The organism is Rhizobium sp. 01T437, assembly GCF_056398505.1.
Genome location: NZ_JBFTPM010000012.1, coordinates 143,755 through 170,178, shown reverse-complemented (window position 1 = coordinate 170,178; position 26,424 = coordinate 143,755). Strand labels below are relative to the sequence as shown.

Here is a 26,424-nt window from a genome sequence, read left to right as displayed (position 1 = left end):
AAATCAGGGTCAGCGACCTGGCTTCTGCGACGGTCCAAGCCGCGATAGCCCTGAAGGGCCGCCCGTGTCGCATTGCTGACACGGAGACGCTTCCAATGTTTACAGATACTTAGAGAAGGAGCGCACAATGACTCAGGTCCGGCAATCGGTCGGATTGCCCGTTCGGCGGCATTGTTGTCGATCTCGATAGTGCCATCATCAAGGAACCGGCAAAGCGATTTCCAACGGGAAAGCGCATATCGGATTGCTTCCGCTGTTCCGGATTTTTGCGGCAGGTGTTTGAGGTTGTCGTCCAGCCATAAGTGCAGGGCTTCGACCTTAGGAGTGCTGCCATGTTGCCGCGCAGCTTTCCGCACGTCTGGCGGTTCCCCACGAATGGCCTTTTCGATGTCGTAGAGTTCGCCGATCCGACGCAGGGCTTCCTCGGCAATGGGTACTTTGCCGGATACCGTCAGATCGAAGAACTTGCGTCTTGCATGCGCCCAGCAGGCGGCTTCCAGAATGCTTGGTGGACTGCCTGGCTTGTGTGGTTCGTAGAGATCACGGAAGCCCGCATAGCCATCGGCATGCAATACGCCGGAGAAGGTGGCCAGATGCTGCCTGGGATGCTGTCCCTTGCGATCCGGACTGAATAAGTAGCAGACGGCCGGTGGGGTCGTGTCACCATGGGGACGGCCGTCGCGAACATAAGTCCACAACCGGCCCGTCCTGGTTTTGCCCTTGCCTGGCTCCAGGACCGGAACGGGCGTGTCGTCACCATGAAGTCGATGGCCAGCGAACACATGGTCCCTGATCTTCACCAGCAGCGGCTCCAGCAATGTGCTGGCCTTGCCGATCCAGTCCGCCATGGTCGAGCGGGAAAGGTCGACGCCCTCCCGCGCGTAAATCTCGGACTGCCGATAGAGCGGCAGGTGATCGCAGTATTTGGCGATCAGCACATGGGCGACCAGACCCGGTCCCGGCTTGCCGCGTTCGATGGGCAGTGACGGCATCTCGGCACGGACCTGTGTATCGCAGCCTTTGCAGGTGAAGCGCGGCTGGATATGGCGCACGACACGGAAGGAGGCCGGGACATAATCGAGAATCTCGCTGATGGTCTCGCCTGCACGGATGAAGTCGAAGCCGCCGCAGACCGGGCATGAACAAGTTGCCAGGTGTGTTACGTCATAGCGTGGCAGATGATCAGGCAATGGCTGACGGCTCGGTTTGGCTTTTGCCGCCCCGGCAGTCGACGACAGTGCCGGGGTCATGGCTTCCGCCTCGGCCGCCTCGATATCTTCCAGCGCCAGTTCGAGCTGTTCGATGGCGCGGTCCATCTTCTCGGACGACGAGCCGAACCGTGCCCGTTTGAGAACCGCAAGCTGCGCCTTCAATTTGTCGATCAGCGTGTCGCGGGATTGGAGCTTTCGAGCCTGTTCAGCCAGTTGATCTGCCTGCGCAGCGATAATGGCTCGCAACACATCTACATCATCAGGTAGGATCGAGTGGCTCGTTTCCATGCCCAAATCTATACCTGATTTGGCGTCAGATCACCACCTATCTAACTGTAAAGATTGACGTCTGCTCTACGCCACCCGTGTCGGCGCAGATGTCCAGGCCGGACGTCGCCAGTCGATACCCTCCCACAGCATCGATAGCTGCGCCGATGTCAGCCGGGCAGTGCCATCGGTCGCAGACGGCCAGGGAAAGCGGCCCTTCTCCAGGATTTTGTAATAAAGACAAAACCCCTGACCATCCCAGAACAAAAGCTTGATGCGATCACCGCGACGGCCCCGGAACGCGAACACCGAACCGGACGTGGGCTTCTGGCGAAGCGACGACTGCACCAGCGCCACCAGCCCATCGATCCCTTTGCGCATGTCCGTCACGCCGCAGGCGAGATAGACGCGCACATTTGCGCCTGGCGCAATCATGCGTCTTCCACCGAGCGGATCAGCGCTTTCAGGACGTCAGGCGCTATATTGGCCTCGACCTTCAAGACACGGCCGCCCTTGCAGCCGATCTCGATCCGTGTGGGGCGTGCCGACCGCTTCGCTGCAGGCTTGTCCGCCGGAGCAGATCGCTCAGCGTTGTCGCTCGCTTCCGTGGCGATCAATGCGACCGGCAAAAACGAAACGACCGGCTCAGCCTGCGCCGCCGCGAACTTCCGCCTCCAGGCATAAATCTGCTGGGGTTTGATATCGTGCCGCCGAGCCACGTCGGCAATCCTGGCACCCGGCTCCGCCGCCGCCTCCAGTATCGAAAGCTTCTCGTCGTCCGACCAATCACGCCGACGCTCGACGCCCGTCAAAATCTCCATGCGGCCCATAGTTTATCCCTGATGACGTCTCTAATGACGGAATTAGTGACGTAACTTCAGGTGTTCGCTGGAAATCTCAAAGACGGCTTCACCGGACGCTTACTTTAGAAGAAGGGGTTCTGCACGAATGCTGATTGATTGACCACATTTGCGGTTTTCAAGTTTGTTGCTTTTCACTAGGCTAACCTTCGGCCTTCGGGCGCTATTGCCCGCGCGGAATGCCTTGCGAATGTAGTGTGTTTGCGTTCTCGGAGCATCCAGTTAGTTTCCATCTGGGTGTGCGAGTTTCAGACACAGGAGTATCTATGAGTGGACCGAACTTGACATTGCAACTCCGAGAACTTCTTTCGGATCCCGTTATGCTCATCTTCAGCACTGAAAAATCCACGCTGTGGCCGTCGATCGGACGCGGGTTAGGTCTGCGCTCTTTCGACGATCACACGTTGGATCTCTTTTTTTCACAGAGCCGCTTTCCAGACGTCCTACCAGAATTCCCCCGTAAATCCAGAATGGCCGTGACCGTGACGCGCCTTCGCGATTATCGTTCGTATCAGTTCAAGGGACCTGCTTTGCTGATGGGACTGGATCCAGAAGATGTATCTTTTGTGTCCGATTATCGAACAAAGATATTGCATTTTTTTCAGGCTGCAGGAGCAACCCCCAATGCTATCGACGAGTGGATTGGCGGCGAATCGTTGCTGAAGGCAAGGATATTGGTCTCAGAGATGTATGAGCAAACGCCAGGTCTGCGCGCCGGGAAGGCCGTGAATCAAATCAATGACGATTACACTTTCTGATATTACGAGCTGCTTTGAAGGCGTCTATCCGTCGATCATCGCCACCCGTAGCGCCGATGGAATGCCTAATATATCATATTTATCGCATATTCTTCCGGTCGATCTCGAGCGGATCGCTATTTCGAACCAGTTTTTTGCCAAAACTGCGGCGAATATCCGATCGGACCCGCATGTCACTTTTCTCGTCGTGGATCCGCAGAGTGGCCAGCAATATCAACTCTTAGCTACCTGGGAGTCGTCCTCTGATCATGGCTCGGTCTTTGACTCGATCGCCATGCAGCTGAAGGTCAGTAGCGCTCAAGCCGGCCTAAGCGATGTAATGCGTCTCCGGACGATTGAGCTATTCAAAGTCAACGAGATCGTAACGGTAGGTGCTCCCCGTTTAGCGCGAACGCAGGCCAAGGTTAAGCCCGACATTACGATGGTGGCAGCGGTCACTCACCAACTTGCGGACCTTAGCGACTCCGGCGAAATAGTTGCCAAGTTGCTAGATGCCGTGCTGTCAGTCTTCGAGTTTCGGCACGCGATGATATTGCTGAGTGACGAAGCACGCGGTGTTTTAGCTGCAGTGGACGCGATTGGGTACAATCAAAACCTCGTTGGTGCGGAAGTGCCTCTGTCCGTTGGGCTGATAGGTCAAGCCGCCGCTTCAGGCTCAACATTACGGATTAATGACCTCAGCCGTATGCGACGCATGGGCGGGGCGATAACTGAAACATCGCCCGAAGACCCTTTCACGCGAGAAGTTACGCTTCCAGGCCTAGCCGATGCAATGAGTCAAATTGCCATCCCTCTCAACGTGTCTTCAGCGATACAAGGTGTTTTGTTTGTCGAGAGTGAAGAGCGCTTTGCATTCGATAATGCCGTGACATCCGGCCTTGAGATCCTTGCTCGCCACGCAGCTGTGTTGCTGGCGTTAAATGAGCTACTCGCCGACGGAACGGCTGAGTTGCCTTCGCGCCGAGCGCTTGCAACGACAGATACCTCAGACCTCAGCATTGATGCTGTATACCATAACTTTGACCACAGCATTTTTATCGCTCGGCGCTATGTCATAAAAGGTGTTGCCGCGAGAATTCTACTACACATGCTGCAGCGCGGGCTCGCCGCTAGCGACTTTGAATTCACCAATCGTGAGCTTCGGGCTTCCCTTTCGAACGTACTTCCTGAATTCAAGGACAACCTGGAAACGCGACTTCTTCTGCTGCGTCGTCGGCTGGATGAGCTGGAACTACCATTGCGACTTTTGCGTACCGGGCGAGGGAAGCTACTCTTGGAGATCCGAGGCCGGCTTAACCTCGTTGTTGAAGATTAGGAAAAGGCGCGAAGACGAGATCGATGACTTAGGAAATATTTAGGAACAAGCCCGCTTTTTAGGATTCATTTAGGTATCGTTTCTAGCATGCTCGCCTATGCATGTGACGCTTTACAAATCCATTTTTGGATCAGGAGGCAGTCATTAAGCACGTTATGGTCGTCGATGACGATGAATCAGTTCGAAATTTCCTCACGGACTATCTTGTAGCACACGAGCTCCGTGTAACGGCGACAGCAACGGGTCGCGCTGCTACGGAAGTTCTTCGCAATGACGATGTCGACTTGATACTGATCGATCTCAACCTCGGGCATGAAGACGGCCTAGACCTGGTGAAGGCCACATCGGAGGCATTTGCAGTTCCGATCATCATCATCAGCGGTTCCCGTCTCGATGAAACCGATAAGGTTGTAGGTCTCGAGCTTGGCGCTGCCGACTACATCACTAAGCCATTTGGAAACAAAGAGCTTCTTGCTCGTATTCGGGTAAGCCTACGCAGCACCCTTGAGCATTCCGTTGGCCGAGACAACAGAGTTTTCACTTTCATGGAGTGGGCGCTGCTCCCAGCACAACGGCAACTTATCAGTCCAAGTGGTAGCGAGATAAAACTTACCGCGGGAGAGTTCAATCTGCTCACCGCATTCCTCAGTTCGCCTAGGAGAGTGCTCTCTCGCGAGCAATTAATATCAGCAATTAGAATGCATGATGATGAGATATTCGACCGCACTATTGACGTGCATATTCTACGGTTGAGACGAAAGCTACAACGGGAGTCGAAACATCAGTTTATAAAGACAGAGCGAGGCGCTGGGTACTTTTTCGATGCCGATGTGACGATGAAGCGACTGCCCCTCGGGATTAATATAGGCTCGTATTAGCATTGTGAACGCAGCAGAGCTTGTAACGACACGCCCCCTCAAGTGTAGCCGCGAAACAAGCCACATCAAACGCCACGGCTATACGGCAACCGTCTCTCCCTCCGCCGGCCACCCAAAAGACAGATCGAGCGCCGCTTGGTTAAGCGTATGCGGCGTCTCGGTCCCGGTGACTATGCAGTTTCAGGGGTCGAAATACGGGCGTGCTGCAAGCCCAGTGGGCACGCTAGGGTGTCCCCTAACTCGCCTAATTGTGAGGCGGTGGTCCGTTTGGCGCAGGCCTACGGAATCAGGGCAACGCTCTTTTGATCTTGAGCTGAGATCACCCGAGTGAGAGGGCGATGAGCAGCTCGCGCAGACAAGCAAGGGTTCGACCCGATTTTAATCGAAATCGACGCAAGCGTCATTGAGGAACGGCCGGAATTCATCCTCGAGTTTGAACATGTAGGCCATAGCCGTCCGGTTAGGATCGGCGATCGAGCCAAGCGGCGATCACGCAGTACCTTCGGAATGGCGACGGCTTGTGCGTTTTAATTGCGAACGGAGTCACGCTGACCCCCGTGCGCTGAGGCCATTGAGGCTCGTTACAGGTGTAGGCAAATCTGAGTTCGGACCTACCGGGCTGTAACAGGGACTCCGTAGCTAGTGACTGCAAAGTCACTTTCGGAGATCAAAATGTTTCAACCCTTGCTGTCTTCAGCTTCAACCGGCCAGCCGGTTTATCTCAAACTCGTCATAGACAACTGTAACTCTTTGAATGTTATCGAGGATGAAGGGCTGCTTACTTACGCAGATTTCTTTCATGTTCCAGAAACCCCGCCCAAGGCGGGATTCATCAGCCGTCTCTGGCAATCGTTCGGACTGGCTGCTGACGCTTTTTACGTTGGGGCGATTACGGTTGAGGCAATGGGCACCCTGTTCGCGGGGCAGGCAACCGAGAATAGTTCTGCGCAGGACTGCTGTGGGACCGTCGAAAAGCTGCACGCGCACCTCGCCGCTACGTCGGACCAGCCATTGCTAGGCATCGGCGTCAATCGCCAGACGCTAGACGGGACGCGCAACACATGGCTGCCGTGAACGTATATTTCGAAGCGACAGTCGAGCCATTCAGGATGGCCGAGATTTACGAGGCAATGTCGGATATCGAGGTCATCGAATTCTTTTGGTCTGGCGTCCGCGTCTATCACGGAAGCTCGCGATCCTTGCACCGGCGGGGGATCGAATGCGAGTCCGATTTCACGGACATGATTCGCATTGAGATCATTTGCGATGGTGCAACGGCGTTCGCTGTGGCTGATCTTATTGATGACACGGCCAGGGTGGGCTGCCCCGGCGCAGATCGAGTAATAATTCGACCTGTCACTGTTATGTTCGGATCTGGGTCGCGATTTCCTGTAGATCAGACCGCTAGCAAATGCATCACCCACGGTTAGCCACCCATGGAAGCCTCGGTATCCGGAGTACTTCAGCGGTTCTCCCTAGGCTTTAGGCACTGTGCCACAACTGGCAGGGCATAGAGTGGGTGGCCGCCGCTTGGGCCAGGCGCCGAGCGATTACGCTACGTGGTGTTACTTTTTACGTCACGCGCGTCGTTCGGGCCTACCCGGCGCCGACCACAAAGCGGCGGGATATTGCAGATGTAGTCGAATACCAGAAACGGAAACAAAACGAGAAAATTTGCTCCGTCATAATCGACTCGTCCATTCGGGGTGTTTCCCTTGATTCAGACCGTTGAGCAACGTCAACTAATCAACAGAGAGAGTAACATGAAAATTCTAGACGGCATGCAAGCCCGTAACTTGATCGTCGATCGACCCTCCGATGGGGGCATAGCGATAACTTCATGGGGTGAGATGGGCCGTATCCGACTGGCGTCAGAAACCGCCACGAGCTCGCTTGTCGTCATGGATTATCGCGCACCAGCGGGTTTCAGTCCTCCACGTCATATTCATCGTAACGACGAAGAGATCTTCTTAGTGCAAAAGGGCCGTATCGCATTGTGGTCCCCGCATCAGTGCGGGACGGCGCTTCCAGGTGACTTGGTAATGCTGCCCAAGGGCATTGCACATACTTGGCGGTCCTCCGGCGATGAAGATGTGCAATTGCAGGTCATCACGTCGCCTGGTGAGTTTCAGACCTTTTTTTCTGAGATCGCCCGGCGGGGGCTAACTGTGAGCGATGTAGAGGATCTGACAGCCGTCGCCAACAGTGCCGGGATGGACATCGTCGGCCCGCCTTTGACCGCGGATGAAGCGGATGCGATCTTCCGTGGCGAGCGGATCGCCTAACGTCGGATGAACAGAGCAAGGTCGAGCCGCACCAGTGGCGGCCGGCCATCGCAACCATGATCCGTAACGACGATTACTACAGCCCGATGTTCGCAAGGGTAGGTGTTGAATTTCAGCCCCTGCAGAACATGTTCTGTCATCCAGACTAATGAAGTTGAGTTGAGGAGTTGGCAACCTCGACCATCTCCGGCACACGTCGATATTCAGGTTTCAACAGGGACCGGAGATGCTGGAGCACCACTTCGTGGTCTGCGTCAAACCTCGGTGCTGCGAAATCCATGTGCCCCTCCAGGAATAGGAATCGGGAGCCTACCATGTGAAGATCGTCGATCTCCGCGAGCAATCTCGGCATCTCGCAAGGCGTCAGCAGCAAGCTGGGGCTGATGCGGTATGCGATCGTGTCTTCGGTGGTGATCATGCTTCTGTAGATAAATTCTTCGCGTGGTACTGTCGAGCGCCGATCGCGATCCCGTACGACAACAATAATTCTATTGCCGGATATGGCCGCTCACGGCCGTCGTCAGGAGAGACCGTCCAGGCGGGGACAAGGGTAATGCTTTACGCGTGGAGGAAAAAAGTGTTGCGTCTTCAGCTTCGAGATAGGTTTTCCGTCCTGTACATCTGAACGTGCGATGTTCGAGACGGGTATCGATTGCGTTTTTCCATTTTGGCGCTTCACAGATCAAAAATTTAAATGCCTACTCTTAGTCCGTAATCACGTTCGTCGTTAGCGTGGATAGATGCCGGTATAGCGTCGCTTGYAGTCCCGCTCTGCAACGCCGGTACCGGGCGAAATCGGAAGGCGACCGAGATTTCAAATGAAACACTCTCGAGCCTTTCAGTAATCAAGCTCATAATTCGGCACGATATTGTGTGAGCGGAATACCAGAATCTCCGCGTCAACACAGCAGGACGATCATGCCGATATTTCTTTCCAAAATTCACAAAATGACTGCCGTTATTTTGCTCAGCATATGCACACTACCATCACTCGTGCATGCCACTGGTGATATCAAACGAGGGAAGTATCTCGTGCAGCTTGGCGGCTGCAACGACTGTCATACTCCCGGCTATTTCCTCGGAAAATCTGATACAAGTAGATATCTCGGTGGCTCCGATGTGGGCTTTTTCGTACCCAATCTCGGGACATTTGTAGGTCCGAACATCACTTCCGATACAGAAACCGGAATCGGGAAATGGTCCGAAGATGACATCGTGAATGCTCTCCAAAAAGGATTGACTCCAGACGGTAGAGAACTTGCTCCGGTTATGCCATGGTCAGCATTTGTCAATTTGACGAAAGCGGACGCTCAAGCAATAGCAGCTTACCTTAAATCACTCCCACCAGTTCACAGCGCTGTACCCGGCCCCTTTGGCCCATCAGAGCGCGTCACCGTACCCACTCTAAGAGTTGTGGCGCCGGATCCTTCGGCGAATTAAACGGTGCGATAAACCAGGGGCATTCGGCTGTCTTGCGCGCGAATTTTTGGGTGACGAACGGCAGATGGATGCCTTCACGCCTCGTCGCTCGATGTGAAATCGAACTAGACAGTTTGCCCATATTTACGCGATTCCAAGCCCGGATCTCCACTGGGCTCGCGTGCCGAGAAATAATAGATAATTTTGGACACATATCTACTATGATTAGATTTGCATGAGGACATACCGGGGTCGGCAAGACGGTTTTCTCGACTGCGCTGACCGTCGCTCTCGGCGCCGACTATTGGAAGCCGATTCAGTCGGGCCTCTATGAAGAGACCGACTGCAAAACCGTGCTTCGGCTCAGTGGAATTTCCAGCGAGCGGATCTTGCCGGAGGCCTATCGTCTGTCCACTCCAGCATCGCCGCATCTCTCAGCCCAACTGGACGGTGTTGTGATCGACACCGCCCAACTTGTCCTGCCCGCACGAGACGCACCCTTGGTCGTCGAAGGGCTATCGCTCTTTCGTTGTCGTTAGCGAATCGAGAAGCGACCATACGATCGCATCTTGTTAGAGATTTAAACGCGGAAGATCAGTGCACTGATCATTCCGGCCCCGCTGCTGGCACTAAGCAGACGTTCTCCTTCTGCAAATCTGGCTTCAGCTATGAAGCTGGCCGGAGCGGCGTAGGACCGCTCCGGATGCGATCACCTGCGATTGCCGCGGGCATCGATGCTGATCCGTCCACCGCCGAACGCTATGACGTGAAGCAAGCCGCCGGCCATCGCAATATTCTTGAAGAAGTGGATGAATTGGTTCTGGTCGCTAAGCGCGCTATGGAAAATCATAGCAGTAGCAAGTGAGAACAGCGCCAGGACGCCAGCGACTACACGGGTGCGATAACCAAGCAGCAGCGCAATGCCGCCGACAATCTCGACGAAAGCCGAAAGGGCAAAAGCAATGGTCGGCAACGGCAGCCCGACCGATTGGATGTATCCGATCGTCATTGCTGGAGCTGCGATCTTTGACAGACCGGATAGGATGAAAATCGCACTAATCATCGCGCGCCCCGCGGCTGGTACGATCGCAGGTATCTGGTTGCCGCTCATCGAGGCCTGGACATCGGCGGCAAAGGGTTGGGTATTCATGTTTGAACTCCAGTTTTTTCTGAGTTAGTGGGTTGTGTCCGAGCATTACTGTAGCGCCGCCGAACCGGACATGCCCGGCAGCTGTGGATACGTTTGAGGAGCGCGATGCTAGCGCTGTTAAGATTACCGGCTCGGGAACGAGGCCTGGGACTATTCGCGGCGGATGGTCCGGAATGTTTTGCGCATCTCATCCGTGAAAAGCGCTGGCTGTTCGAAGGCTGCGAAGTGCCCCCCGCGATCGACCTTGTTCCAGTAGAACAGGTTGGGCCAGAGCGCCTGAGCCCATGCCTTGGTTGTCGTAAATATCTCGTGCGGGAACACTGTCGCGGCCATCGGTAGTTCGATGCGACCGGCATTGGCACCGCGTCCGTTGCGCGCGTTCTCCCAGTAGAATCTGGCCGACGATGCCGCTGAGTTGGTGAACCAGTAGACCGAGATGTCGTCAAGCATTCCGTCCATACTCAGCGCATCCTCGGGCTGGCCTTTATTGTCGGTCCAAGCTTGAAATTTCTCGTAGATCCACATCGCCTGTCCGACGGGAGAACCCGCCAGTCCGTACCCGATCGTCTGCGGCCGGGTGGCTTGTTCGCGGAAATACCCGTAGCCGTCTCCCGTAAAGCGTTTGACGCCATTAATGGCTGTTTGCTCCTCTGGTGTCGGATGTGTGGGCAGCGTCTCGGGCACGACGAACTGCCAGTTGACGTGCGCCGCGATCAGCCCTTCGGGCCGAAGGTGGCCAAGGGCATGCGTGACCCCGGAACCCCAGTCTCCGCCTTGGGCCACCCAGCGCGTATACCCGAGTCGTTGCATCAGCGTGGCCCATGCGCGGGCCGTCCGCTCAACGGTCCAACCGGTCTCGCTAGGCTTGTCTGACCAGGCAAAACCCGGCAACGAGGGAATTACCACATCGAATGCGTCCTCCGCGAGGCCGCCATGCTTCGTCGGATCGGTGAGCGGGCCGATTACATCTAAGAACTCCACGATCGACCCCGGCCAGCCATGCGTCAAAATCATCGGTAGCGCCCCTGCATGTTTTGATCGCACATGGATGAAGTGGATGCCAAGGCCGTCGATTTCAGTGCGGTACTGCGGAACAGCATTGATACGCCGCTCGAAGCGCCGCCAGTCATAGTTGTCACGCCAATAATCGATAAGCGCCTCGGCCTTTTCCAACGGGACGCCCTGGGCCCAATCGGGCGCAGTTTCCTGCTCAGGGAAGCGCGCTATACGGAGGCGCAGCTTGAGATCGTCTATCGCTTCTTGCGGGACGGAGACACGAAAAGGAACAATCGCTGACGTCGCAGGGGCGATTGAAGATGACGAGTTCTGTGCGAGCGCCCTCGACGAAAGTCCGCCCATCGTCGCGACTACCAAGCCTTTCGCAAGGCTGAGCAGCACTTGCCTCCTCGAAGCAGATTCGATTTGGTGAGGAAATGATTTCGCGTTCACGGTATAACTCCTTAGAATTGCGAACGACTATGGCAAGCCGGATGTCGTTAGGGCTGGATTACAAGGTAGATGGTTCACCGCTGGCCCGGCGAAACTCATCCGAGGTCTCGTCGAGGAAGACGTAGAGTGCCGTGATCTTGCCATCGCGGACAGTGATGACATCCCAGCCGGTATATTCAGGCGTCTCACCACGTGGTCCGGAACCCCAAGCCAATCGCCCCGCATTATGGAGCACTTGAGGATTGCCATGCGGTGTGTAGACGTAGTGGGGATGCGTCTCCCGCAGATCGCTAGCGAACTTATCGATCGCGTCGTGCCCGGTGATTGCACCAGGGGGCACGTAGAGAATGGCGTCCGCTGCCCAAAGCTCGCCGATCGCCGCGCGCCGCCGCACGCCATCGTTTTCGCCGAAAACCTCCTGAAGGTTCCGGTCGAGCAACTCGCGGATTCGCGCCGCAGATTCGTCAGACTGTATCATGACATCTTTCCTTGAGAGGACGCCGAACCTCGGCTACGGGATTGCGCCGAGGTTTTTAGCGACACGTGGAACTTCAGATTTGAGCCAAGCCACCATCGACGAAGAGTTCGATTCCGTTGATGAAGCTAGCGTCATCGGACGCAAGGAACAGCACGGACTTTGCGATCTCTTCAGGTTGGCCGACGCGGCCTGCGGGGATGAGGCCCGCCAGGTAGTCTTTGGTTCCCTGCGCCTGCGCGCCACCGCCGAACAACTGGTCGAGTCCTGCAGTATCGGTCACTCCTGGGCTGATCGCATTGACGCGGATGTGCCGGTCCTTAAGATCGAGCATCCAGTTGCGGGCGAAGTTGCGCACCGCTGCCTTTGTCGCCGAATAGACGCTGAAGGCCGGCGTGCCGGAAATGCTTGTGGTAGAGCTTGTAAGAATAACGGAGGCGCCGTCTTTCAGAAGCGGCAGCGCCTTTTGAACTGTGAAAAGGACCCCCTTTACATTCGAGTCGAACGTCTGCTGATAGTGCTCCTCAGTAATCGCGCCGAGTGCAACCATTTCTCCTCCGCCCGCATTGGCGAACAATATGTCAATCTGTGCATGCTTTTGCTGAACAGCGTCGTAAAGGCGATCGATATCAGCAAGGTCAGCCGTATCGCCACGGACCGCAGTGACTCGGCCGCCGATCTGCTTCACCGCTGCGTCCAGTGCGTCCTGGCGGCGGCCCGTGATGAATACTGACGCACCCTCGGCGGAAAATGCCTTCGCCGCCGCAAGACCGATACCGCTCGAGCCGCCCGTGATCACTACGACCTTGTCTTTAAACCTGTCCGTCATCGTCTTTCTCCTTGAAGTTACGGCGAAGCGCCGTCGTCTTCATATGTGCAACAAGAACGATGGGGGCTGTAGTCTGCAAATCCTGCACTTAGCGTTCTACAGGACGAACGATGATGGGCGTTGGCTTTGATGGATGGTTGACGGGCCGTGCCTAAGCCGAAGTCGAAAACTCAGTTGAACGGCGGCAGTTCTTGAGCGGCTAGGCTTGCAGTCGATCGCTGGTCGAGCTGTCGCCTTCGGGTGACCGACAGCTGCCAAACGTTTCACGAGCGATACCAAGCACACATGTGAAAGCCAAGCGAAAGGAACCCGTCACACAGATGAAGGTTTGCGATCTTACTCCGCCAACTGATTTTCGTAACGCAAGGCCCAATCGCGCAACGTCGCGAAGGTCGGCATGAGGTCGATGCCGGCCTGGGATAACGCGTATTCGACCCGTGGAGGGATCTCGGCATACGCGGTGCGAATGACGATGCCGTTGCAAGCAAGGTCACGGAGCTGCTCGGTCAGCATATGCTGAGTTATACCGGGCAGGGAACGGCGAAGTTCGCCGAAACGCATCGAACCATTGATCAGGCTGCATACGATCTCGATTTTCCACTTGCCGGTGATAGCCCCAATTGCCCGCTGGAAACGCATAACGTCGATTTGTTCGGGTCCCACGCAGCCTTCACAATCTTCCCCGTAAACTCGTGCCGCTATAGTCTGGTTTTTCATACTACCTCTGCAAATTCATCCTACTTGCCAGGTTTAATACGCTTCGCAAGTATTAGCCGCAAGGAAAAGTGGAGGTATGGAAAGTAATGCGTGGTTAGGTTTGGGCTTGAAGGTTGACGTCCGCGACGAAGGCAAGGTGTCACGCGGTGTGGGAGGCTACGGTTAAACCGCGACGATCGCATGTCAAATGACGCGATCAACCGGACTTCGGCTTTCCACCTTCAGTCCCGAGTTCCATAAATACCCTTTACGCCACTGACCCTGAAGAGCGGGGTCAATGATTCTGGCAGGGCGAGAGCTTCGAGGCCAGCGTCCGACTTGTTGCTATGGGGTTCACGTTTTAAGCCAGGCAGATCGCATAATGGATCGTCGGGAACCTGTGAAAACGTCTCGGGACGAACTGCTGGTAGCCGTTTCCTTTCCAGAGCGTTGAGCGTATAGAATGCCGTCAGCTTCCATTCGATTGGCTACAAATTCTGCTCCCGGAATGGTGCGGTGGATCTGATATGAGCATGCCTATAGACTGGCAGCACGCTAACCGTTATTGCGGGTATACCAGCATTTCACCAAACCATCCCGCGGATCCTCCAAGGCCCTCCTATATTGAAAAAAGTGCAACGCAGTTTTGCCGTCGAGTACAAAAGCGGCAGGCGAAAGCTTGATACCAGGTCGAACTCGATCTGGGGCAACATGGATCTAAAGTCCGTCGCCCGTGACCTGGAGGAAGAGGCATTGCCGTTTCTGTCGGGGAGCTCTCAGAGTGGCAAATCCAACAATGAGATGTCTTTACCGGAACCAGATCAAGCCGAGGCGTTGTTGACACCGCCTCTCGGGGCGTCGACAACTGCATCAGATACACAGGAGATGAGCATGGCCGACGAGACTGATACAGCAACCAGTGCCGATGCGCCGATCGTTGTTGAAACGCCTATTGCGCCGAAGAAACAGCGCAAACCCCGCGCCAAGAAAGCGGCGGCACTCGAGACCGCGTCAGCTGGCGCTATGGCAGAGCCAGCAGCTGCTCTGGCCGGGGCCGGTGGTGTGAAGAGGAGAGGGCGCAAGGCAAGGGTGATCGAACCTACGGCGAGCGCCAAACGCGCACCTGTGCGCCGTGCTCCAAAGGCTGTGCAGACAGCGCCGGCCGCGCCGATGACGGCGATCGACGAGATCGCAGATCTCTTGCAGTTGGAAGAGGAAAATCAGCGGCTGCGCAAGCTTCTGGCTGAAAAGCTTCGCGCTGAAAATGCCGATCTGCGCAAGCGGCTCAAGCTCGATTGATATAGGCAGCCGGTCAACCGCCGGCCGCATTTCCATGCTTATCCAGCATACATTTTGGCGGCGGTGGATGCCGTTGCCGGAACTAAAACTCACTGCCTGCTTGCGGGATAAAGCACGAGGTCGGATAGATGGCGTCTCCGTGGAAAATTCTTGCCCGACTGATCTCACCGGGGCGAGAACAAAAGCGAGAAAACGGCTCGACCACGAAGGCTACGCCGGACGCGTTGGCTATAGCGGGTCCGACTGAAGCGCCTGCCGAGGAGAGCGTGAATGGCACTGATCGACCGGCAAGCGAAGAGCTATCTCGTCACGGTCAAGTCGCTGCAATTTCCGTCGAGCCTGTGCATTCCGAAGAAGCCGTAAACGGTGGCGGCGATAAGGTCGATCTCGAAGATATCAAACCCGTCGGGGCCGCTCATCCGGCTTTATCCGGCGGTACTGGCATCGACGTTACCGCTGCACATGATGATGCTACGCAGATCAGGCGAACTGTCAAAGTCGCACCGCGCAAGCAAAGAAGTCGCGGCAAAGAAGCGGTGGCGATTTCGAACGGTTCCCAGGCCTCCCAGATCGTGCACGCTGCAGATGAAATGAACCTGGATGAAGAGATCAGGGTGCTCAGGGGTCAGCTGGCCGGAAAGCTGAAGCTGCAAAATGCGCAGTTAAGAAAAATGCTGGAGCGGTTTGAACGGTGAAAATGTTGCGGTGCTTTTGAGTCAAGGATCGACTGCAAGCCTGTTGCAAGTGAACAATCTCAGATTTGAATAAGGTGTCGCCGGTTCGATTCTGTTCAAGAGCACGAATGTTGGTCCTGCAACGCGCCGTGGCCGACAGCTAGGCTCTCGAACGATGTGCGTGTTTGCTGAAGAGCCCCTGCCGAAGGATATAGGCAAAGACGGTTGGCGTTCGTCCATTTGATTGGTCCGTCATCGGCGGATCTCTTCCGAAGGCTCAGTCTCCGGGCGAGAGGGCCGGCAAGTCGCCAACGACGATCTCTCTCAGGCTGTGCCGGAGCGTTGCGACGCTGGCGTTACCGTTCAGTCGCTCGAATTCTTGCTGCGCATCCTGCCAGAGAGGAGCCGCTCTTTCATGCAAGCGTCGGCCTTCGTCCGTGAGTTCAATGATACGAACTCGGCCGTCCACGGGTGATGGCTTGATCGTGACGAAGCCGTCGCGTTCCAGGACGCCAACCATCTTTCCCATCGCCGTCCGCTCGATATCGAGCCGTTCGGCAAGAGCGTTGACAGCGGCACCGTCAGCCTCGTCGAGAGCCGCCAGGGTCAGGAACTGCGTGATACGCAGCCCGACAGGCCCAAGATGGGCATCATAGAACCGCGTGATCTGTCGGCTCGCCTTTCTCATGGCGGAGCAATTGCATTGATCGATTCCAAGCGGTTGGTTCGCCGACAACAAATCGTTTTCCTTTCGAATCCTGCTTATTGTCCGCAGGCTGTATGGCGCAATGTCCAAGACTCCGCATCACATAGCCTGCGGCTTGGCGGTTTCTCTAACATCTTGGCGCTTAGAACAATCCTGGCGGCGGTGTGATATAACCGGGCACCTCGGCTGAAAGCGTGCTCTTCAGTAGTGCCGTTCCCTGGTCGGCCATGATTTCGCTCTTGCCAGCGGCGAGTGCGTCATAGGTCTGGCGCACCACATCCTCTGGGCTGGCCTTCGGCACATCGATGCCATTGGTCAGGTCGGTGTCCACGAAACCGACATGCAAACCGAGAACCTGGATGCTACGATCTTGAAAGTGAAAGCGAAGCTGGTTCGTGAAGCTCCATGCCGCCGCCTTTGATGCAGCATAGGGTGTCAAGATAGGCCGCGGAAGCCACACGATATCGGATAGCACGTTGATGATGGCAGCACGCGGCTTGGCCGACAGGATCTGCTCGAAGGCCTGCGTGACGCGGACGACGCCATAATAGTTGGTATTGAATAGACGCTGCGACTGCTCTTCGACATCGTTTGCCAGAGGCCCGTCGATAAGAGCAGCGATGCCCGCGTTGTTGATCAGCAGATCAGTATCCGCCGCCAATTCCGCTGCTGCTGCGATTGATGCCTTATCCGTGACATCGATCCGGACGGGGATGATGCCCGGTTCGTCGAAGTCCGTCGTATTGCGCATGCCTGCATAGACCTTCTTCGCTCCGCGGCGGCGGGCCTCGCGTGCAAAGGCTCGGCCCAGGCCGCGATTGGCCCCGGTGGTGAAGACGGTGGCGTTGGTGACATCCATGACAGATTACCTCTCTAAGGCCACAGATCAGGGCATCCAATAGCCCGCCTGCGCGCATTGGGTTTAAAGAAAAAGGTTCTCCGGCAACTGGTCGGACAGTGCCTCGCGAAGATTGGCGGCGAGTGACAACACAGCACCAAGCGGGCTCATCCGCACGCTGACGCGTGGCACCGAACCATCGGGATTCCGGTCGACAACGACGACGGCGTTAAGGCTCTCCCCGCTTGTCAGGACCGCCTCGTATTCGAGAAAGAGGCGCGAGCCAACAGTCTCGAGAAAGGTGGGATTTTGCGAAGCGTAGAAGGTCCCGACCGTGTTGACGGCCAGCTTAATCTCGTCGCGTCCGATGACGGAACCTCGCAGCACGGAGCTGGTCAGCTCCGCGTCCACAGTCAGATCGTCGAGGAAAGGGTGGCGCTGATCCTGAGTATTCGACATAATTCAACCCTCTATTGGTTCGAGCCCGCGCTCAGGCAAAAACAACCCGATTCTGAGCGATGAATTGTTGCACAGAGAGAGCCGGTGTTCCGGTGATCTCCTCGACCGCATCGTTGGCGCCCGAAAAAATTCCGTCACGGTAATTCTGAGCGACTTCGACGAGATGCTGGGTCAGGAAGGGCGGAAATTTGTAGACATTCTCCATATTGCCGCGGAACTGGTCGATGGAGGTCGGCGCGTATTCGATCTTCGCGCCGAGAACCTCGCTCATGGCCGCGGCGATCTCGGCGTGGTTTAGTTCGATCGGGCCGGTGAGCGTGTAGGTCTTGCCCCCATGGCCTTCCGGATTGGCCAGGATATGGGCGATGACACGGCCCTGATCATCGGTAGCGATCGGCGCATGACGGCCGTTCTCGAACGGAAACTCGATCTTTTTCTTTGCCCAGATCTCCTTGGCGAAATGCGGATAGACGAGCCAGTCCGCAAAGAAGGTGGGACGCAGGTGGGTGGTCGCCACGCCCGACCAGTCGAAGACGCGCTCCGAAACCCAGTGATCCTGGGCGGCGTGGCTTGCCGATTCGCGCCGTGCCGAAATCTGCGACATGTTGACGATCGCCGAGACACCAGCCTCCTTTGCCGCCTGCGCGAAATACGCGGCGGCGCCGATGATGCCGGGTGCGATCGGGTGCAGGAAATAGGCCGACGTGACGCCCTCCATCGCAGCCCTGATGTCATCGATGTCGGTGAAATCACCGACGGCGATTTCGACCCCGCGCTGTCTGAGGGCTGCCGCACGTTCGTCATCCGAGCGCACATAAGCGCGCACGTGCTTGCCGATCTTGAGGAGCTCGTCGATCGCCGCGCCACCGGTCCGCCCGGTTGCACCGCTGATGAGGATGGTTGCCTCGCTCATAACCTGTTCCTTTCCTGTTCAGGAGAATTCGCTTGAGATAGGATATAAGAGCATATGCTCTCATGTTCAAGAGAGCATATGCTCTTAATCTGTTGACGCTTCCTCTGATGGCTTCGCGCGCTCTACTCAAACGATGCATCACGGGGATGTATCGCTCGGATGGTCGCGGGCACGATTAGTCTCGCTCGGTTCTGCCTGGGGCCCTTACTAGGCTACTCGGGACCTGCTGCTTATTGCGGACACTTGCGTTTGTCGGATGATAGGGCCGTGGTGGGATGGGATCTGGTAGGAAGGCGCCTAAGTTGGTATCATCCATCCGACATCGTTTTGCACTTTGGTGGATGTCTCTCATTTCCTTCGCGTGGCAAGTCTCGGGGAGCGGATCGAGGAGATCCAAAGAGGATCGAGACCGGATAGGAGGTTCGCGTGCTCGCCGATCGGGTGTCCGTCGCCATTGGCAGGGGATACAACATCCCGCCGCCTCCAACCGTCGCCGCTCGAATTGCAGGTGCGTCGGAAATTGCGTTTTCGCACTTCAAGAGCCTAGAACCTCAGCCTGGCCTGTCTGTGCCATCTCCCCGCGAGGAGGCTTTCGTCTTCAATGTCCCATTGGCACCTGCACGCTATCCGATCGTGTCGATCGATGGCAGGCGGCAATCCGTCGTTCAGGATCCGGGAAAGGCTTATTTATTCGATCTAACTTCGAGAAACGAAGTTAGTCTGGACACGACTTACGACAGCATACGCATTCATCTGCCACAAACTGCCATCGACTGCATGGCTTATGAGAAAGGCCTTCCCCGCGTCGGAGGTCTCCGGGCCCTTTGCCTCGGACAAGACGATGCGGTTCTTTATCATCTAGCTCTCACACTACGGCCCGCAATTCTCCATTCGGTGCCGGTAACCACAGCTTTTATGGAGTATATTGCTTTAGCATTGCATGATCACGTCATTTATACCTATGGCGACATTCGCAGAGGCGCTCGCGCAAGCGGCGGACTGACACCGTGGCAAGTCCGTCGCGCCTGCGACTTCATCGAGGCGAATCTCGCTGACGATCCCTCCATTGCTGAGCTAAGTCGGGAGTGCGGTATATCCGCGAGCTATTTTGCGCGAGCCTTTCGCGTCACGCTCGGCATGACGCCTCACCAGTGGATCACAAGTCGTAGGATCGAGCGGGCAAAATCGTTGATGGTCCAGACCATGGAAAGCCTGGCCGAGATCGCCATCATGTGTGGGTTCGTCGACCAAAGTCATCTGGGGCGGCATTTCCTCAGGCTGGACGGCATCAGTCCCGCCCAGTGGCGCCGGCGGCGGCACTCAGAGTAGCGTTTCAACCCTGAACAATCTCGGACCTCCGGGCTGCAAAAGCGCTATCAAACTCGCAATCCCGCACAACTCGACGAGGCTGGCGAAGGTTTTGCGGGGACGATGTGATCAACACTGTCGGATCGTCCCAAAGAGGATGGTTCAATACTAGAGCCCAATCCCCCGTGTCACTACGTTGCTCAAAACCCGAAGCGAGTTCCGGGATTTGTCCACAAGACACGCAACGAGGGATATGTGACCCGGAAACAACCGCAAAGCCAGCGAGCCCCAAGGGCCCGATCAAATATCGAGCGGATGCATGTGCGGCGCCGTACGCCACGCGATCGACTGGGCGTTGCTTGGTAATGGACGCCACTCCAATCGTTGCAGCCCCAGTCTGGAAGCGTCTGGAAGCGCGTTTTCGACGGTCATCAGCCCATTTCGCAGACATAGGGACGAGCAGACTCGCGGCGAAGCATGCCGCTGTGATGTCACTTAGCCAACATCAGCATTTAGTCTGTCCAAATGAGGAACTTTCAAATGACCCATCCAGCAGACCAAATCCTGAAGTCTCGTCGCGATATGCTGTGCGCGGCCGCCGGCGGTCTGGTATTCTCCCTGGCGATTTCGAAGCGCGCCGCAGCAGCTTCAGGCGGTCTTGAGCCTCCAATGGCCTCGGCGGTTAAATATGTCGAGCATCACATAATACATGACGGCCACGTGGTCTACGCCCGTGAATATCCGGGGCAAGATCCAGCTTACGTCATGATGCACGGTTTTCCTGACAATCTCCACATCTACGATTATGTGGTTCCCTATCTGGCGAAGGCCGGCCGGCGGGTTGTCGTGTTCGACTTTCTTGGATTTGGGCAGTCGGAAAAGATCACGCAGAAGAATTATCCGTACACCTTCGAACAACAGGTGGGCGATTTAGCGGCCGTGGCCGACGCGCTGAAGCTCGACAAGTTCGTTCCGGTGGGCCACGACGCAGGAGGCCCCTGCGCCATCAACTATTCGATTGACCATCCAGATCGGATTGCCTGGCTTTGCCTGATGAACTGCTATTACGCAGAATCGCCGACGTTACGGCTTCCCGAAATCATCGAAGTCTTTGGTGACCCAGGGCTCAAGGACCTCGCGCAAGAATTTCTAAACACGCCGGAGATGATGAATTGGCTGCTAACCTTTCAGGACAATCATTTCCAAGCCAAAATGCCTCCCGCTCTCAAAGACCGCTTCACAGGCATTTTACGGCCGATTGTTCGGGACAACTTCGCGAGCGGTGCGGGGCCGGCTTTTCGACAGATGACGTCTCAGGTACGGGAAAACGTTGCGTACAATACGACCCGACTGCCTGACGTCCGCAAATTCGCGCCTAAGGTGACTCTCATTTGGGGCACTGAAGATCCCTATCTGACGCCGGAAGCTGCGGATGCGATCGCCGCGAACTTTCCGCATGCCACGGTCAAGTCAGTAGAGGCCGGTCATTGGCTGATCATCGACAAGCCGGAGGAGGTTGCTCGGCTCTTACTTGCAGAGGCGTAAGCCGGCGCACCGAGGCGCCTCGCGTATAGCTGACGCTTGAATTCCCCCCTGGAGGTAGTGTCAAGGAGCGTTGGTCAAGCGGGTCGTGCAGCGGCCTTCAGCGACAATCAGGCCCAGGACCTAACCAAGGTCTGTCGATCTTCCGGCGGCCTCGATCCGCTGGTCCCGCATGAGGCTGAGCAACTAATGATTGGCAGAAATCGAGGGCACTATGTCATTTCCGCCGCGATACGACGATCTATATTCGGCGGCGATTGAAGCGCGGAAACAGCGCTCGAGCCCTCAAATCGACCGCCGAGAAAGTGGAACGAGGATATGACGAAATACAGTGAATTCGAGTTCAGAACACAGCCATGGTTCGACCAGTCATGGTTCGATCAAGCCAATTTCCAGGGATTTAGCCAGTTCATCCCTATGAAGACGATCGTGATCCACTGCATTGATCCCCGCGCGTCTGAAATTCCTAAGGCAGTCGCCGACCATTTCGGGGATGAGGTCTATCCGGGCGAGAACATTCTCGATGAAGCCGGAAACCGGGTCGGCCACACGCAAACTTTGTTTGCAGTGTCAAACGCTGGCGGCCGTGCGCTTGCGGCGCTGCAATCGGTCGCGACCATGGACTATCTCTTCAAAGTTCAGAAGGTGGTTGTGGTGCATCACTCCTTCTGTGGCGCGACTGCTTTCACGCCGGAGCTCCTCATCGGCGATTTCCACGAGCACCATCACGCGGACATCTCGACGCTGTTTGATCACGACAGCCTTGCCATTACCGATTTCGAGAAATCCATAAGGCATGACGTCGAGCTGCTTCGCGCCAGCCCGGCAGTGCCGAAGAACGTCAAGCTCTACGGCTTCTTCTATGAAATCAATTCGGGCGCGTTGACCGAGGTGGCGCGTGACATTCCCGCGTCTGCCGCAGCTTTGGCCTAGGAAGGCTTCCATGGTCGATCATCTAACCGTCGTCATGCCGATCTTTGATCGCATGACCCACCTCGATTTTACTGGCCCGCACCAGTTCCTCTCGAGAATTCCAAACGCGAAGGTTTTGGTCGCCTCCGTCAACGCAGAGCCAGTGACCGCTGACGGCCTAACGTTCAGTTCTCTTGAGGACCTCGAAGCGGTTGATCGTTGCGACATTCTCTGCGTGCCCGGCGGAAGCGGTTGCTTCGCCGCGATTGAAAACGGCCGTTACATGGATGAGATCAGGCGCTTGGCCGGCAGTTCCCGCTATGTGACTTCCGTTTGCTCGGGGTCGCTGATCCTGGGCGCTGCAGGGCTCCTTGGAGGAAAACGCGCGGCCTGCCACTGGGCGTTCCGGGATATGCTTCCTTTGTTCGGCGCGATCCCCGATGACTCTCGGGTCGTCCGTGACGGCCGGATCATTACCGGCGGCGGCGTCACGGCGGGCATCGATTTCGCATTGGTCATGATAGCGGAACTCGCAGGACACGAAGTGGCTGAGGCGGTGCAGTTGAACCTCGAATATGCACCGGAACCACCATTCGGCTCGGGGCGCCCGGAGGCCGCGGCGCCGAATATTCGCGATGCGGTGATCGCACGCATAGCTGCCGCGGCGCCTGACGGCCAGGCAATAGTCGAGCGTGCAGCAGCCGATCTTATGGTCGCCTTGGGGGCCACGGTACAATGAGCACGACGACCATTCGATCGTTTTCCAAGGAGGGTAAGTTGCGGGACGCTCAGGTCGCTATGCTTGATAATCCAATTTGGTCGGCACTGACGATGGACCAGCAGACGGTGTCCAAAGGCGGAAGGCTTGCTCGCCGCTATGAACCGGCACTTTCGGTATTCGCCGCGATGGAGCAAGCAACTCCGGATGCTTACGCTGAGCTCGGCACGCTGCTGACCAGCGCTGACCAGGTTGCCTTGTTTACGACGCAACGTCTCGATCCGCCGACCTCATTTGAAGCGTCCGTGTTGGGCGAAGGCTATCAGATGGTAGCCCAAAGCATCCCGGAGCGGGCGCCAGAGATGACGCTCCAATGTTTCGACCTAGCCCCAGCAGATGTCCCTGACATGCAGGAATTGGTGAACCTGACGAAGCCTGGTCCCTTTACAGCTCGGACCATTGAGCTTGGGCGTTATCTTGGAATTCGCCAGCAAGGCACGCTGGTGGCGATGGTCGGTGAACGCATGCGGTTCGGTGGTCTGGTGGAGGTCAGCGCGGTTTGCGTCCACCCCGACCACAGGGGAAAGCGACTGGCACAAATGCTAACTGTCGAGCTTTGCACGCGCATCAGGTCAAATGGCGGCATTCCATTTCTTCATGTTTATGCGGGAAACCAATCTGCGATCGCGCTCTATGAAAAACTCGGATTCGTCAAACGCCGACGATTGCACGTTACCGGCCTCTCCCCCGCACCGGCCGACCCTATCAAGGAATAGCTGCTGGATTAGAGGTCGGAATGTTTTAGCTGCCAATGTGGCAACGAGTCACTTAGGCCGGTCCACCGTCGGTCGGAATATCCTTGGAGAAAAGCAATGCTCTCGGAAATCAAAGCTCCGGACACCGATATTGTCCGCAAAGCCGTGGACTTCGTTCGATCGGTGTCCAATGACATGCTCTTTAACCACCTCATGCGTTGCTATTATTTCGCCGAGCTTCTCGCGCAGAAAGAAAACTCGAAAGCGGACCGCGAGATGATTTTCCTTTCGGCGACGCTGCACGATCTTGGATTCACCGACGTTGGCCGCGGCCCAAATCGCTTTGAGATCGAGGGTGCGCATGCAGCACGCCGCTTCCTCAAGGACCACGGCGTCGCCGACGACCGGACTTGGCAGGTGTGGACCACGATTGCCGCCCATACCTGGGATCTCAATCTCTTCAAGGAGGATGAAGCACGCATAACGCAGCTCGGCATCCTTTATGACGTCATCGCCTTGCCACCCGAAATAAAGCTAGATCCTGACGATGTAACCGAGGTGGTGCGGCGATACCCACGATTGGGATTCAAGCGGGGCTTCTATGAAATGCATCGCGAAGAACTCGACAGCAAACAGCCGTATCCGCACCGCTTTCATATGTGCACCTGCATTGAGCATCAGCGGAACGGGAAACTCGATATACCCGACCCGCAAGTCTGGTTGGACGGCGCTCCGTTCGACGAGTAGGCGGCTGTTCGATCGACACCTTGACTTACTCGACACGTTGATTGCCGATCCGCAAAAGTAGAGCGGTGGGCGAGTACCCGTAGGGATAGGGTTCCGCTCTATTGACACTCACACCACGAATGGCACGTATGACCGCATGCCCATGAATTCTGCCAAGCCAACCTGGAAAGAGCGTCGCAAAGTCGTTCTTGTCATTTTCGATCGCTCCAAAATGCTTGATGTGACCGGACCACTTCAGGTGTTCAACGATGCTCGTCTGGAGGATGGCAATCCAGCCTACGAGGTCATCCTGGCATCTGAAACAGGTGGGCCAGTCACCACGGACACGGGCGTGACGTTGGATTCTGAACGGATCGATGACGTGATGGCCGGCCCGATCGATACATTGCTGATTACCGGTGGCGCGCCAGCGCAGTCGACAGCTGCAACCGCGTCGCTGCGCTCATGCCTGGCGAAGTACCTCGACCATCCACGCAGGATCGGTTCGATTTGCGTTGGAGCGTTTATCCTCGCGGAACTCGGCGTACTCGATGGTCGTGAGGCTACGACGCATTGGGAAAAATGCAGAAATCTGCAGCGCGATTACCCTTCGGTCATTGTCAGACCCGATTCGATATTTGTCTTGTCAGATGGAATCTGGACATCTGCCGGCGTATCCGCAGGGATTGATATGGCCTTGGCTATGGTCGAAGATGACCTCGGTCATGTCACAGCGCTGGCGCTGGCGCGTCGATTGGTTCTCTTCCTGAAGCGCCCAGGCGGCCAGTCACAGTTTAGCGTCGAACTCCGGCGCCAGATGCACGACGCTCGCGGCCGTTTCGACGATCTTCATACTTGGATGCGGGCAAATATTGGGAGCGACCTATCAGTTGCTGCGCTAGCCGCCGAAGCAAGGATGAGCCCTCGCAATTTTGCCCGCGTCTATCATCGTGATACCGGCGAGAGCCCCGCTCGTGCTGTCGAGCAGTTTCGCGTCGAAGCTGCCAGACGGCTGCTTGAAGCGGCTCCGGACTCTATTCAACGCATAGCGCATCGGGTTGGATTCGGGGACGACGAGCGCATGCGGCGCGCCTTTATGAAGGCCTACGGCGTCTCTCCTCAGGATTATCGAAGTCGCTTCGGGTAAGCATAGTGTTTCGGTGACGCCCTTGGACGTAGACAATCCCACGTCGCTCGTCGCACCCTTCCACAATGCCGATATCATAACGCGGCGTATGTCCCTGGGTGTGCCGGATCGCCACTACCCCTCCGATCTCTACAGCGCGGTAATATCCTGCAATTTCGGTATGCGTTTGATCGACACAAGGCGATAACGGACGTGGGTTCGCCCGCCGATGTTCGCGCAGCTTCTCAAGCGGCTCTTCATCGACCGCCGGAATACGCGGCAACGGGACCGGTATCATTTCCTCCTATACGGGGCAAAGGACATTGTCCCATAAAATCAGAGACTTGCCGTCAATGGCCATGGGTCGCAGGTTCACATCCCTTCAAGGCGACCAGTGCGCTTACGACCACGCGCCCAACTCCATGAAGCCGCTTGGTGAACAGGACCCAAGGGGTTACTCCAGTTCCGATTTTCGTTTGAGCAGCAGACGCGCGCCCGTGTAGTCGCCATTAGTTATCTCGACACCGTGCAAAGCGTACGCCGCCTTGATTTTATCTTTCGTCGTTTCGGTCGCGACTCCAGTAGCTTCAAATCGATGCACCGTCGAGAAAGCAACTCCGGCATGGTCAGCGAGCTCTCTTACCGACCATTTAAGGATAGCGCGGGCTGCCCTGTTTGCCTCCGGAGTGAGTGCTGCCATTTAGCTGGACCAAAAAAATGAATACAGGTGTAGCGAAAAGTGCTTGACCTGCGTTCGCCAAGCATCTATGACTACGCTTGTAGGCATTGCATGGCAATTTAGCTAGAGCAACCGCGCCTTTCTGCACCTGAAATCCGTCTCGACTCCGCCGTTCTC

The 26,424-nt window shown here is 56.3% G+C and carries 29 protein-coding genes and 1 pseudogene; 17 read left to right on the top strand and 13 right to left on the bottom strand.

Annotated features, from left to right (window positions below; translation table 11 throughout):
* The 3 genes from tnpC to tnpA all read right to left on the bottom strand — a co-directional run.
* Window positions 1-1,499, bottom strand: a 1,499-nt coding sequence (tnpC, locus tag AC1DM5_RS24260) for an IS66 family transposase (RefSeq protein ID WP_477975836.1), incomplete at its 3' end; no start/stop codon positions are given.
* Between the two features lie 66 nt (window positions 1,500-1,565).
* On the bottom strand, window positions 1,566-1,913 hold the full coding sequence (gene tnpB, locus AC1DM5_RS24255; RefSeq protein ID WP_477975834.1) for an IS66 family insertion sequence element accessory protein TnpB: 348 nt from the start codon (window positions 1,911-1,913) through the stop codon (window positions 1,566-1,568).
* A complete protein-coding gene (gene tnpA / locus AC1DM5_RS24250; protein ID WP_157629649.1) occupies window positions 1,910-2,299 on the bottom strand; it encodes an IS66-like element accessory protein TnpA in 390 nt (129 codons plus the stop codon). Before tnpA ends, tnpB begins: the two co-directional genes overlap by 4 nt.
* Before the next feature lie 305 nt (window positions 2,300-2,604).
* On the opposite strand from tnpA, the gene AC1DM5_RS24245 reads away from it, so the two are divergent.
* The 8 genes and pseudogenes from AC1DM5_RS24245 to bioD all read left to right on the top strand — a co-directional run.
* The gene (locus tag AC1DM5_RS24245) at window positions 2,605-3,096 is read left to right on the top strand and encodes a hypothetical protein (protein ID WP_442082849.1); all 492 of its coding nucleotides are present in this window, start codon (window positions 2,605-2,607) and stop codon (window positions 3,094-3,096) included.
* Window positions 3,077-4,411 carry a GAF domain-containing protein gene (locus tag AC1DM5_RS24240; protein ID WP_130685667.1) on the top strand — a complete coding sequence of 445 codons (1,335 nt, stop codon included), beginning with the start codon at window positions 3,077-3,079 and terminating at the stop codon, window positions 4,409-4,411. The genes AC1DM5_RS24245 and AC1DM5_RS24240 overlap by 20 nt, the downstream gene beginning before the upstream one ends.
* A gap of 155 nt (window positions 4,412-4,566) precedes the next feature.
* Complete coding sequence (locus AC1DM5_RS24235) at window positions 4,567-5,289, top strand: winged helix-turn-helix domain-containing protein (RefSeq protein WP_163884378.1); 723 nt, start codon at window positions 4,567-4,569, stop codon at window positions 5,287-5,289.
* A 672-nt stretch (window positions 5,290-5,961) separates the two neighbouring features.
* Window positions 5,962-6,363 (top strand): hypothetical protein, encoded by a 402-nt coding sequence (locus AC1DM5_RS24230; protein WP_130685666.1) that lies wholly within the window; start codon window positions 5,962-5,964, stop codon window positions 6,361-6,363.
* A 689-nt stretch (window positions 6,364-7,052) separates the two neighbouring features.
* Window positions 7,053-7,574, top strand: a complete 522-nt coding sequence (locus AC1DM5_RS24225; RefSeq protein WP_130685665.1) for a cupin domain-containing protein — start codon at window positions 7,053-7,055, stop codon at window positions 7,572-7,574.
* 316 nt (window positions 7,575-7,890) lie between these two features.
* On the top strand, window positions 7,891-8,199 hold the full coding sequence (locus AC1DM5_RS24220; protein ID WP_442082851.1) for a hypothetical protein: 309 nt from the start codon (window positions 7,891-7,893) through the stop codon (window positions 8,197-8,199).
* 323 nt (window positions 8,200-8,522) lie between these two features.
* Entirely contained in the window at window positions 8,523-9,014 is a 492-nt protein-coding gene (locus AC1DM5_RS24215) for a c-type cytochrome (protein WP_130685699.1), read from the top strand.
* Window positions 9,015-9,238: 224 nt separating this feature from the next.
* A pseudogene (bioD, locus tag AC1DM5_RS24210) lies at window positions 9,239-9,508 on the top strand (ATP-dependent dethiobiotin synthetase BioD); the annotation flags it as partial.
* Between the two features lie 194 nt (window positions 9,509-9,702).
* Here the strand turns inward: bioD and AC1DM5_RS24205 are convergent.
* The 5 genes from AC1DM5_RS24205 to AC1DM5_RS24185 form a co-directional block, all read right to left on the bottom strand.
* Window positions 9,703-10,104: a DoxX family protein gene (locus tag AC1DM5_RS24205; RefSeq protein WP_130693339.1), complete on the bottom strand. Its 402-nt coding sequence runs from the start codon at window positions 10,102-10,104 to the stop codon at window positions 9,703-9,705.
* A gap of 189 nt (window positions 10,105-10,293) precedes the next feature.
* Window positions 10,294-11,592, bottom strand: coding sequence for an epoxide hydrolase family protein (locus AC1DM5_RS24200; protein ID WP_477975830.1), 1,299 nt, complete (start codon window positions 11,590-11,592; stop codon window positions 10,294-10,296).
* A 58-nt stretch (window positions 11,593-11,650) separates the two neighbouring features.
* Complete coding sequence (locus tag AC1DM5_RS24195) at window positions 11,651-12,070, bottom strand: nuclear transport factor 2 family protein (RefSeq protein WP_130685662.1); 420 nt, start codon at window positions 12,068-12,070, stop codon at window positions 11,651-11,653.
* 73 nt (window positions 12,071-12,143) lie between these two features.
* Entirely contained in the window at window positions 12,144-12,896 is a 753-nt protein-coding gene (locus AC1DM5_RS24190; protein ID WP_130685661.1) for an SDR family NAD(P)-dependent oxidoreductase, read from the bottom strand.
* Window positions 12,897-13,232: 336 nt separating this feature from the next.
* The gene (locus AC1DM5_RS24185; protein ID WP_442082853.1) at window positions 13,233-13,613 is read right to left on the bottom strand and encodes a winged helix-turn-helix transcriptional regulator; all 381 of its coding nucleotides are present in this window, start codon (window positions 13,611-13,613) and stop codon (window positions 13,233-13,235) included.
* Between the two features lie 603 nt (window positions 13,614-14,216).
* On the opposite strand from AC1DM5_RS24185, the gene AC1DM5_RS24180 reads away from it, so the two are divergent.
* Both AC1DM5_RS24180 and AC1DM5_RS24175 read left to right on the top strand, forming a co-directional pair.
* Complete coding sequence (locus tag AC1DM5_RS24180) at window positions 14,217-14,891, top strand: transcriptional regulator (protein WP_442082854.1); 675 nt, start codon at window positions 14,217-14,219, stop codon at window positions 14,889-14,891.
* 128 nt (window positions 14,892-15,019) lie between these two features.
* A complete protein-coding gene (locus tag AC1DM5_RS24175) occupies window positions 15,020-15,586 on the top strand; it encodes a hypothetical protein (protein WP_164043022.1) in 567 nt (188 codons plus the stop codon).
* A gap of 256 nt (window positions 15,587-15,842) precedes the next feature.
* Here AC1DM5_RS24175 and AC1DM5_RS24170 read toward each other — a convergent pair whose 3' ends face one another.
* From AC1DM5_RS24170 to AC1DM5_RS24155, 4 genes are all read right to left on the bottom strand, one after another.
* Entirely contained in the window at window positions 15,843-16,253 is a 411-nt protein-coding gene (locus AC1DM5_RS24170) for a MarR family winged helix-turn-helix transcriptional regulator (RefSeq protein ID WP_442085793.1), read from the bottom strand.
* Window positions 16,254-16,413: 160 nt separating this feature from the next.
* Complete coding sequence (locus AC1DM5_RS24165) at window positions 16,414-17,130, bottom strand: SDR family oxidoreductase (protein ID WP_164043020.1); 717 nt, start codon at window positions 17,128-17,130, stop codon at window positions 16,414-16,416.
* A 63-nt stretch (window positions 17,131-17,193) separates the two neighbouring features.
* The gene (locus tag AC1DM5_RS24160) at window positions 17,194-17,568 is read right to left on the bottom strand and encodes a hypothetical protein (RefSeq protein ID WP_164043018.1); all 375 of its coding nucleotides are present in this window, start codon (window positions 17,566-17,568) and stop codon (window positions 17,194-17,196) included.
* 31 nt (window positions 17,569-17,599) lie between these two features.
* Entirely contained in the window at window positions 17,600-18,481 is an 882-nt protein-coding gene (locus tag AC1DM5_RS24155; protein WP_164043016.1) for an NmrA family NAD(P)-binding protein, read from the bottom strand.
* Window positions 18,482-18,907: 426 nt separating this feature from the next.
* Here AC1DM5_RS24155 and AC1DM5_RS24150 point away from each other — a divergent pair, with 426 nt between their 5' ends.
* The 7 genes from AC1DM5_RS24150 to AC1DM5_RS24120 all read left to right on the top strand — a co-directional run bounded on the left by AC1DM5_RS24150 (window position 18,908) and on the right by AC1DM5_RS24120 (window position 25,589).
* A complete protein-coding gene (locus AC1DM5_RS24150) occupies window positions 18,908-19,810 on the top strand; it encodes an AraC family transcriptional regulator (RefSeq protein WP_164043015.1) in 903 nt (300 codons plus the stop codon).
* A 519-nt stretch (window positions 19,811-20,329) separates the two neighbouring features.
* A complete protein-coding gene (locus AC1DM5_RS24145) occupies window positions 20,330-21,334 on the top strand; it encodes an alpha/beta fold hydrolase (protein ID WP_442082855.1) in 1,005 nt (334 codons plus the stop codon).
* Window positions 21,335-21,649: 315 nt separating this feature from the next.
* On the top strand, window positions 21,650-22,264 hold the full coding sequence (locus AC1DM5_RS24140) for a carbonic anhydrase (protein ID WP_164043011.1): 615 nt from the start codon (window positions 21,650-21,652) through the stop codon (window positions 22,262-22,264).
* 10 nt (window positions 22,265-22,274) lie between these two features.
* On the top strand, window positions 22,275-22,982 hold the full coding sequence (locus tag AC1DM5_RS24135; RefSeq protein ID WP_164043009.1) for a DJ-1/PfpI family protein: 708 nt from the start codon (window positions 22,275-22,277) through the stop codon (window positions 22,980-22,982).
* Window positions 22,979-23,737: a GNAT family N-acetyltransferase gene (locus AC1DM5_RS24130; RefSeq protein WP_164043006.1), complete on the top strand. Its 759-nt coding sequence runs from the start codon at window positions 22,979-22,981 to the stop codon at window positions 23,735-23,737. Before AC1DM5_RS24135 ends, AC1DM5_RS24130 begins: the two co-directional genes overlap by 4 nt.
* Before the next feature lie 96 nt (window positions 23,738-23,833).
* Window positions 23,834-24,463, top strand: a complete 630-nt coding sequence (locus tag AC1DM5_RS24125; protein WP_164043004.1) for an HD domain-containing protein — start codon at window positions 23,834-23,836, stop codon at window positions 24,461-24,463.
* A 142-nt stretch (window positions 24,464-24,605) separates the two neighbouring features.
* Window positions 24,606-25,589, top strand: a complete 984-nt coding sequence (locus AC1DM5_RS24120; protein WP_164043001.1) for a GlxA family transcriptional regulator — start codon at window positions 24,606-24,608, stop codon at window positions 25,587-25,589.
* Window positions 25,590-26,022: 433 nt separating this feature from the next.
* Here the strand turns inward: AC1DM5_RS24120 and AC1DM5_RS24115 are convergent, their stop codons facing one another.
* Complete coding sequence (locus tag AC1DM5_RS24115) at window positions 26,023-26,268, bottom strand: helix-turn-helix domain-containing protein (protein ID WP_477975822.1); 246 nt, start codon at window positions 26,266-26,268, stop codon at window positions 26,023-26,025.
* Window positions 26,269-26,424 lie beyond the last annotated feature (156 nt).

What these genes read in the sequence shown, in the direction of transcription:
- AC1DM5_RS24135 (WP_164043009.1), top strand. Translation starts at nt 22,275, where the DNA reads ATGGTCGATCATCTAACCGTCGTCATGCCGATCTTTGATCGCATGACC.
- AC1DM5_RS24195 (WP_130685662.1), bottom strand. Translation starts at nt 12,070, where the DNA reads ATGATACAGTCTGACGAATCTGCGGCGCGAATCCGCGAGTTGCTCGAC.
- AC1DM5_RS24215 (WP_130685699.1), top strand. Translation starts at nt 8,523, where the DNA reads ATGACTGCCGTTATTTTGCTCAGCATATGCACACTACCATCACTCGTG.
- AC1DM5_RS24165 (WP_164043020.1), bottom strand. Translation starts at nt 17,130, where the DNA reads ATGGATGTCACCAACGCCACCGTCTTCACCACCGGGGCCAATCGCGGC.
- AC1DM5_RS24115 (WP_477975822.1), bottom strand. Translation starts at nt 26,268, where the DNA reads ATGGCAGCACTCACTCCGGAGGCAAACAGGGCAGCCCGCGCTATCCTT.
- tnpB (WP_477975834.1), bottom strand. Translation starts at nt 1,913, where the DNA reads ATGATTGCGCCAGGCGCAAATGTGCGCGTCTATCTCGCCTGCGGCGTG.
- AC1DM5_RS24160 (WP_164043018.1), bottom strand. Translation starts at nt 17,568, where the DNA reads ATGTCGAATACTCAGGATCAGCGCCACCCTTTCCTCGACGATCTGACT.
- AC1DM5_RS24190 (WP_130685661.1), bottom strand. Translation starts at nt 12,896, where the DNA reads ATGACGGACAGGTTTAAAGACAAGGTCGTAGTGATCACGGGCGGCTCG.
- AC1DM5_RS24170 (WP_442085793.1), bottom strand. Translation starts at nt 16,253, where the DNA reads ATGAGAAAGGCGAGCCGACAGATCACGCGGTTCTATGATGCCCATCTT.
- AC1DM5_RS24125 (WP_164043004.1), top strand. Translation starts at nt 23,834, where the DNA reads ATGCTCTCGGAAATCAAAGCTCCGGACACCGATATTGTCCGCAAAGCC.
- AC1DM5_RS24235 (WP_163884378.1), top strand. Translation starts at nt 4,567, where the DNA reads ATGGTCGTCGATGACGATGAATCAGTTCGAAATTTCCTCACGGACTAT.
- AC1DM5_RS24245 (WP_442082849.1), top strand. Translation starts at nt 2,605, where the DNA reads ATGAGTGGACCGAACTTGACATTGCAACTCCGAGAACTTCTTTCGGAT.
- AC1DM5_RS24155 (WP_164043016.1), bottom strand. Translation starts at nt 18,481, where the DNA reads ATGAGCGAGGCAACCATCCTCATCAGCGGTGCAACCGGGCGGACCGGT.
- AC1DM5_RS24230 (WP_130685666.1), top strand. Translation starts at nt 5,962, where the DNA reads ATGTTTCAACCCTTGCTGTCTTCAGCTTCAACCGGCCAGCCGGTTTAT.
- AC1DM5_RS24240 (WP_130685667.1), top strand. Translation starts at nt 3,077, where the DNA reads ATGACGATTACACTTTCTGATATTACGAGCTGCTTTGAAGGCGTCTAT.
- tnpA (WP_157629649.1), bottom strand. Translation starts at nt 2,299, where the DNA reads ATGGAGATTTTGACGGGCGTCGAGCGTCGGCGTGATTGGTCGGACGAC.
- AC1DM5_RS24225 (WP_130685665.1), top strand. Translation starts at nt 7,053, where the DNA reads ATGAAAATTCTAGACGGCATGCAAGCCCGTAACTTGATCGTCGATCGA.
- AC1DM5_RS24130 (WP_164043006.1), top strand. Translation starts at nt 22,979, where the DNA reads ATGAGCACGACGACCATTCGATCGTTTTCCAAGGAGGGTAAGTTGCGG.
- AC1DM5_RS24145 (WP_442082855.1), top strand. Translation starts at nt 20,330, where the DNA reads ATGACCCATCCAGCAGACCAAATCCTGAAGTCTCGTCGCGATATGCTG.
- AC1DM5_RS24140 (WP_164043011.1), top strand. Translation starts at nt 21,650, where the DNA reads ATGACGAAATACAGTGAATTCGAGTTCAGAACACAGCCATGGTTCGAC.
- AC1DM5_RS24205 (WP_130693339.1), bottom strand. Translation starts at nt 10,104, where the DNA reads ATGAGCGGCAACCAGATACCTGCGATCGTACCAGCCGCGGGGCGCGCG.
- AC1DM5_RS24120 (WP_164043001.1), top strand. Translation starts at nt 24,606, where the DNA reads ATGAATTCTGCCAAGCCAACCTGGAAAGAGCGTCGCAAAGTCGTTCTT.
- AC1DM5_RS24175 (WP_164043022.1), top strand. Translation starts at nt 15,020, where the DNA reads ATGGCGTCTCCGTGGAAAATTCTTGCCCGACTGATCTCACCGGGGCGA.
- AC1DM5_RS24185 (WP_442082853.1), bottom strand. Translation starts at nt 13,613, where the DNA reads ATGAAAAACCAGACTATAGCGGCACGAGTTTACGGGGAAGATTGTGAA.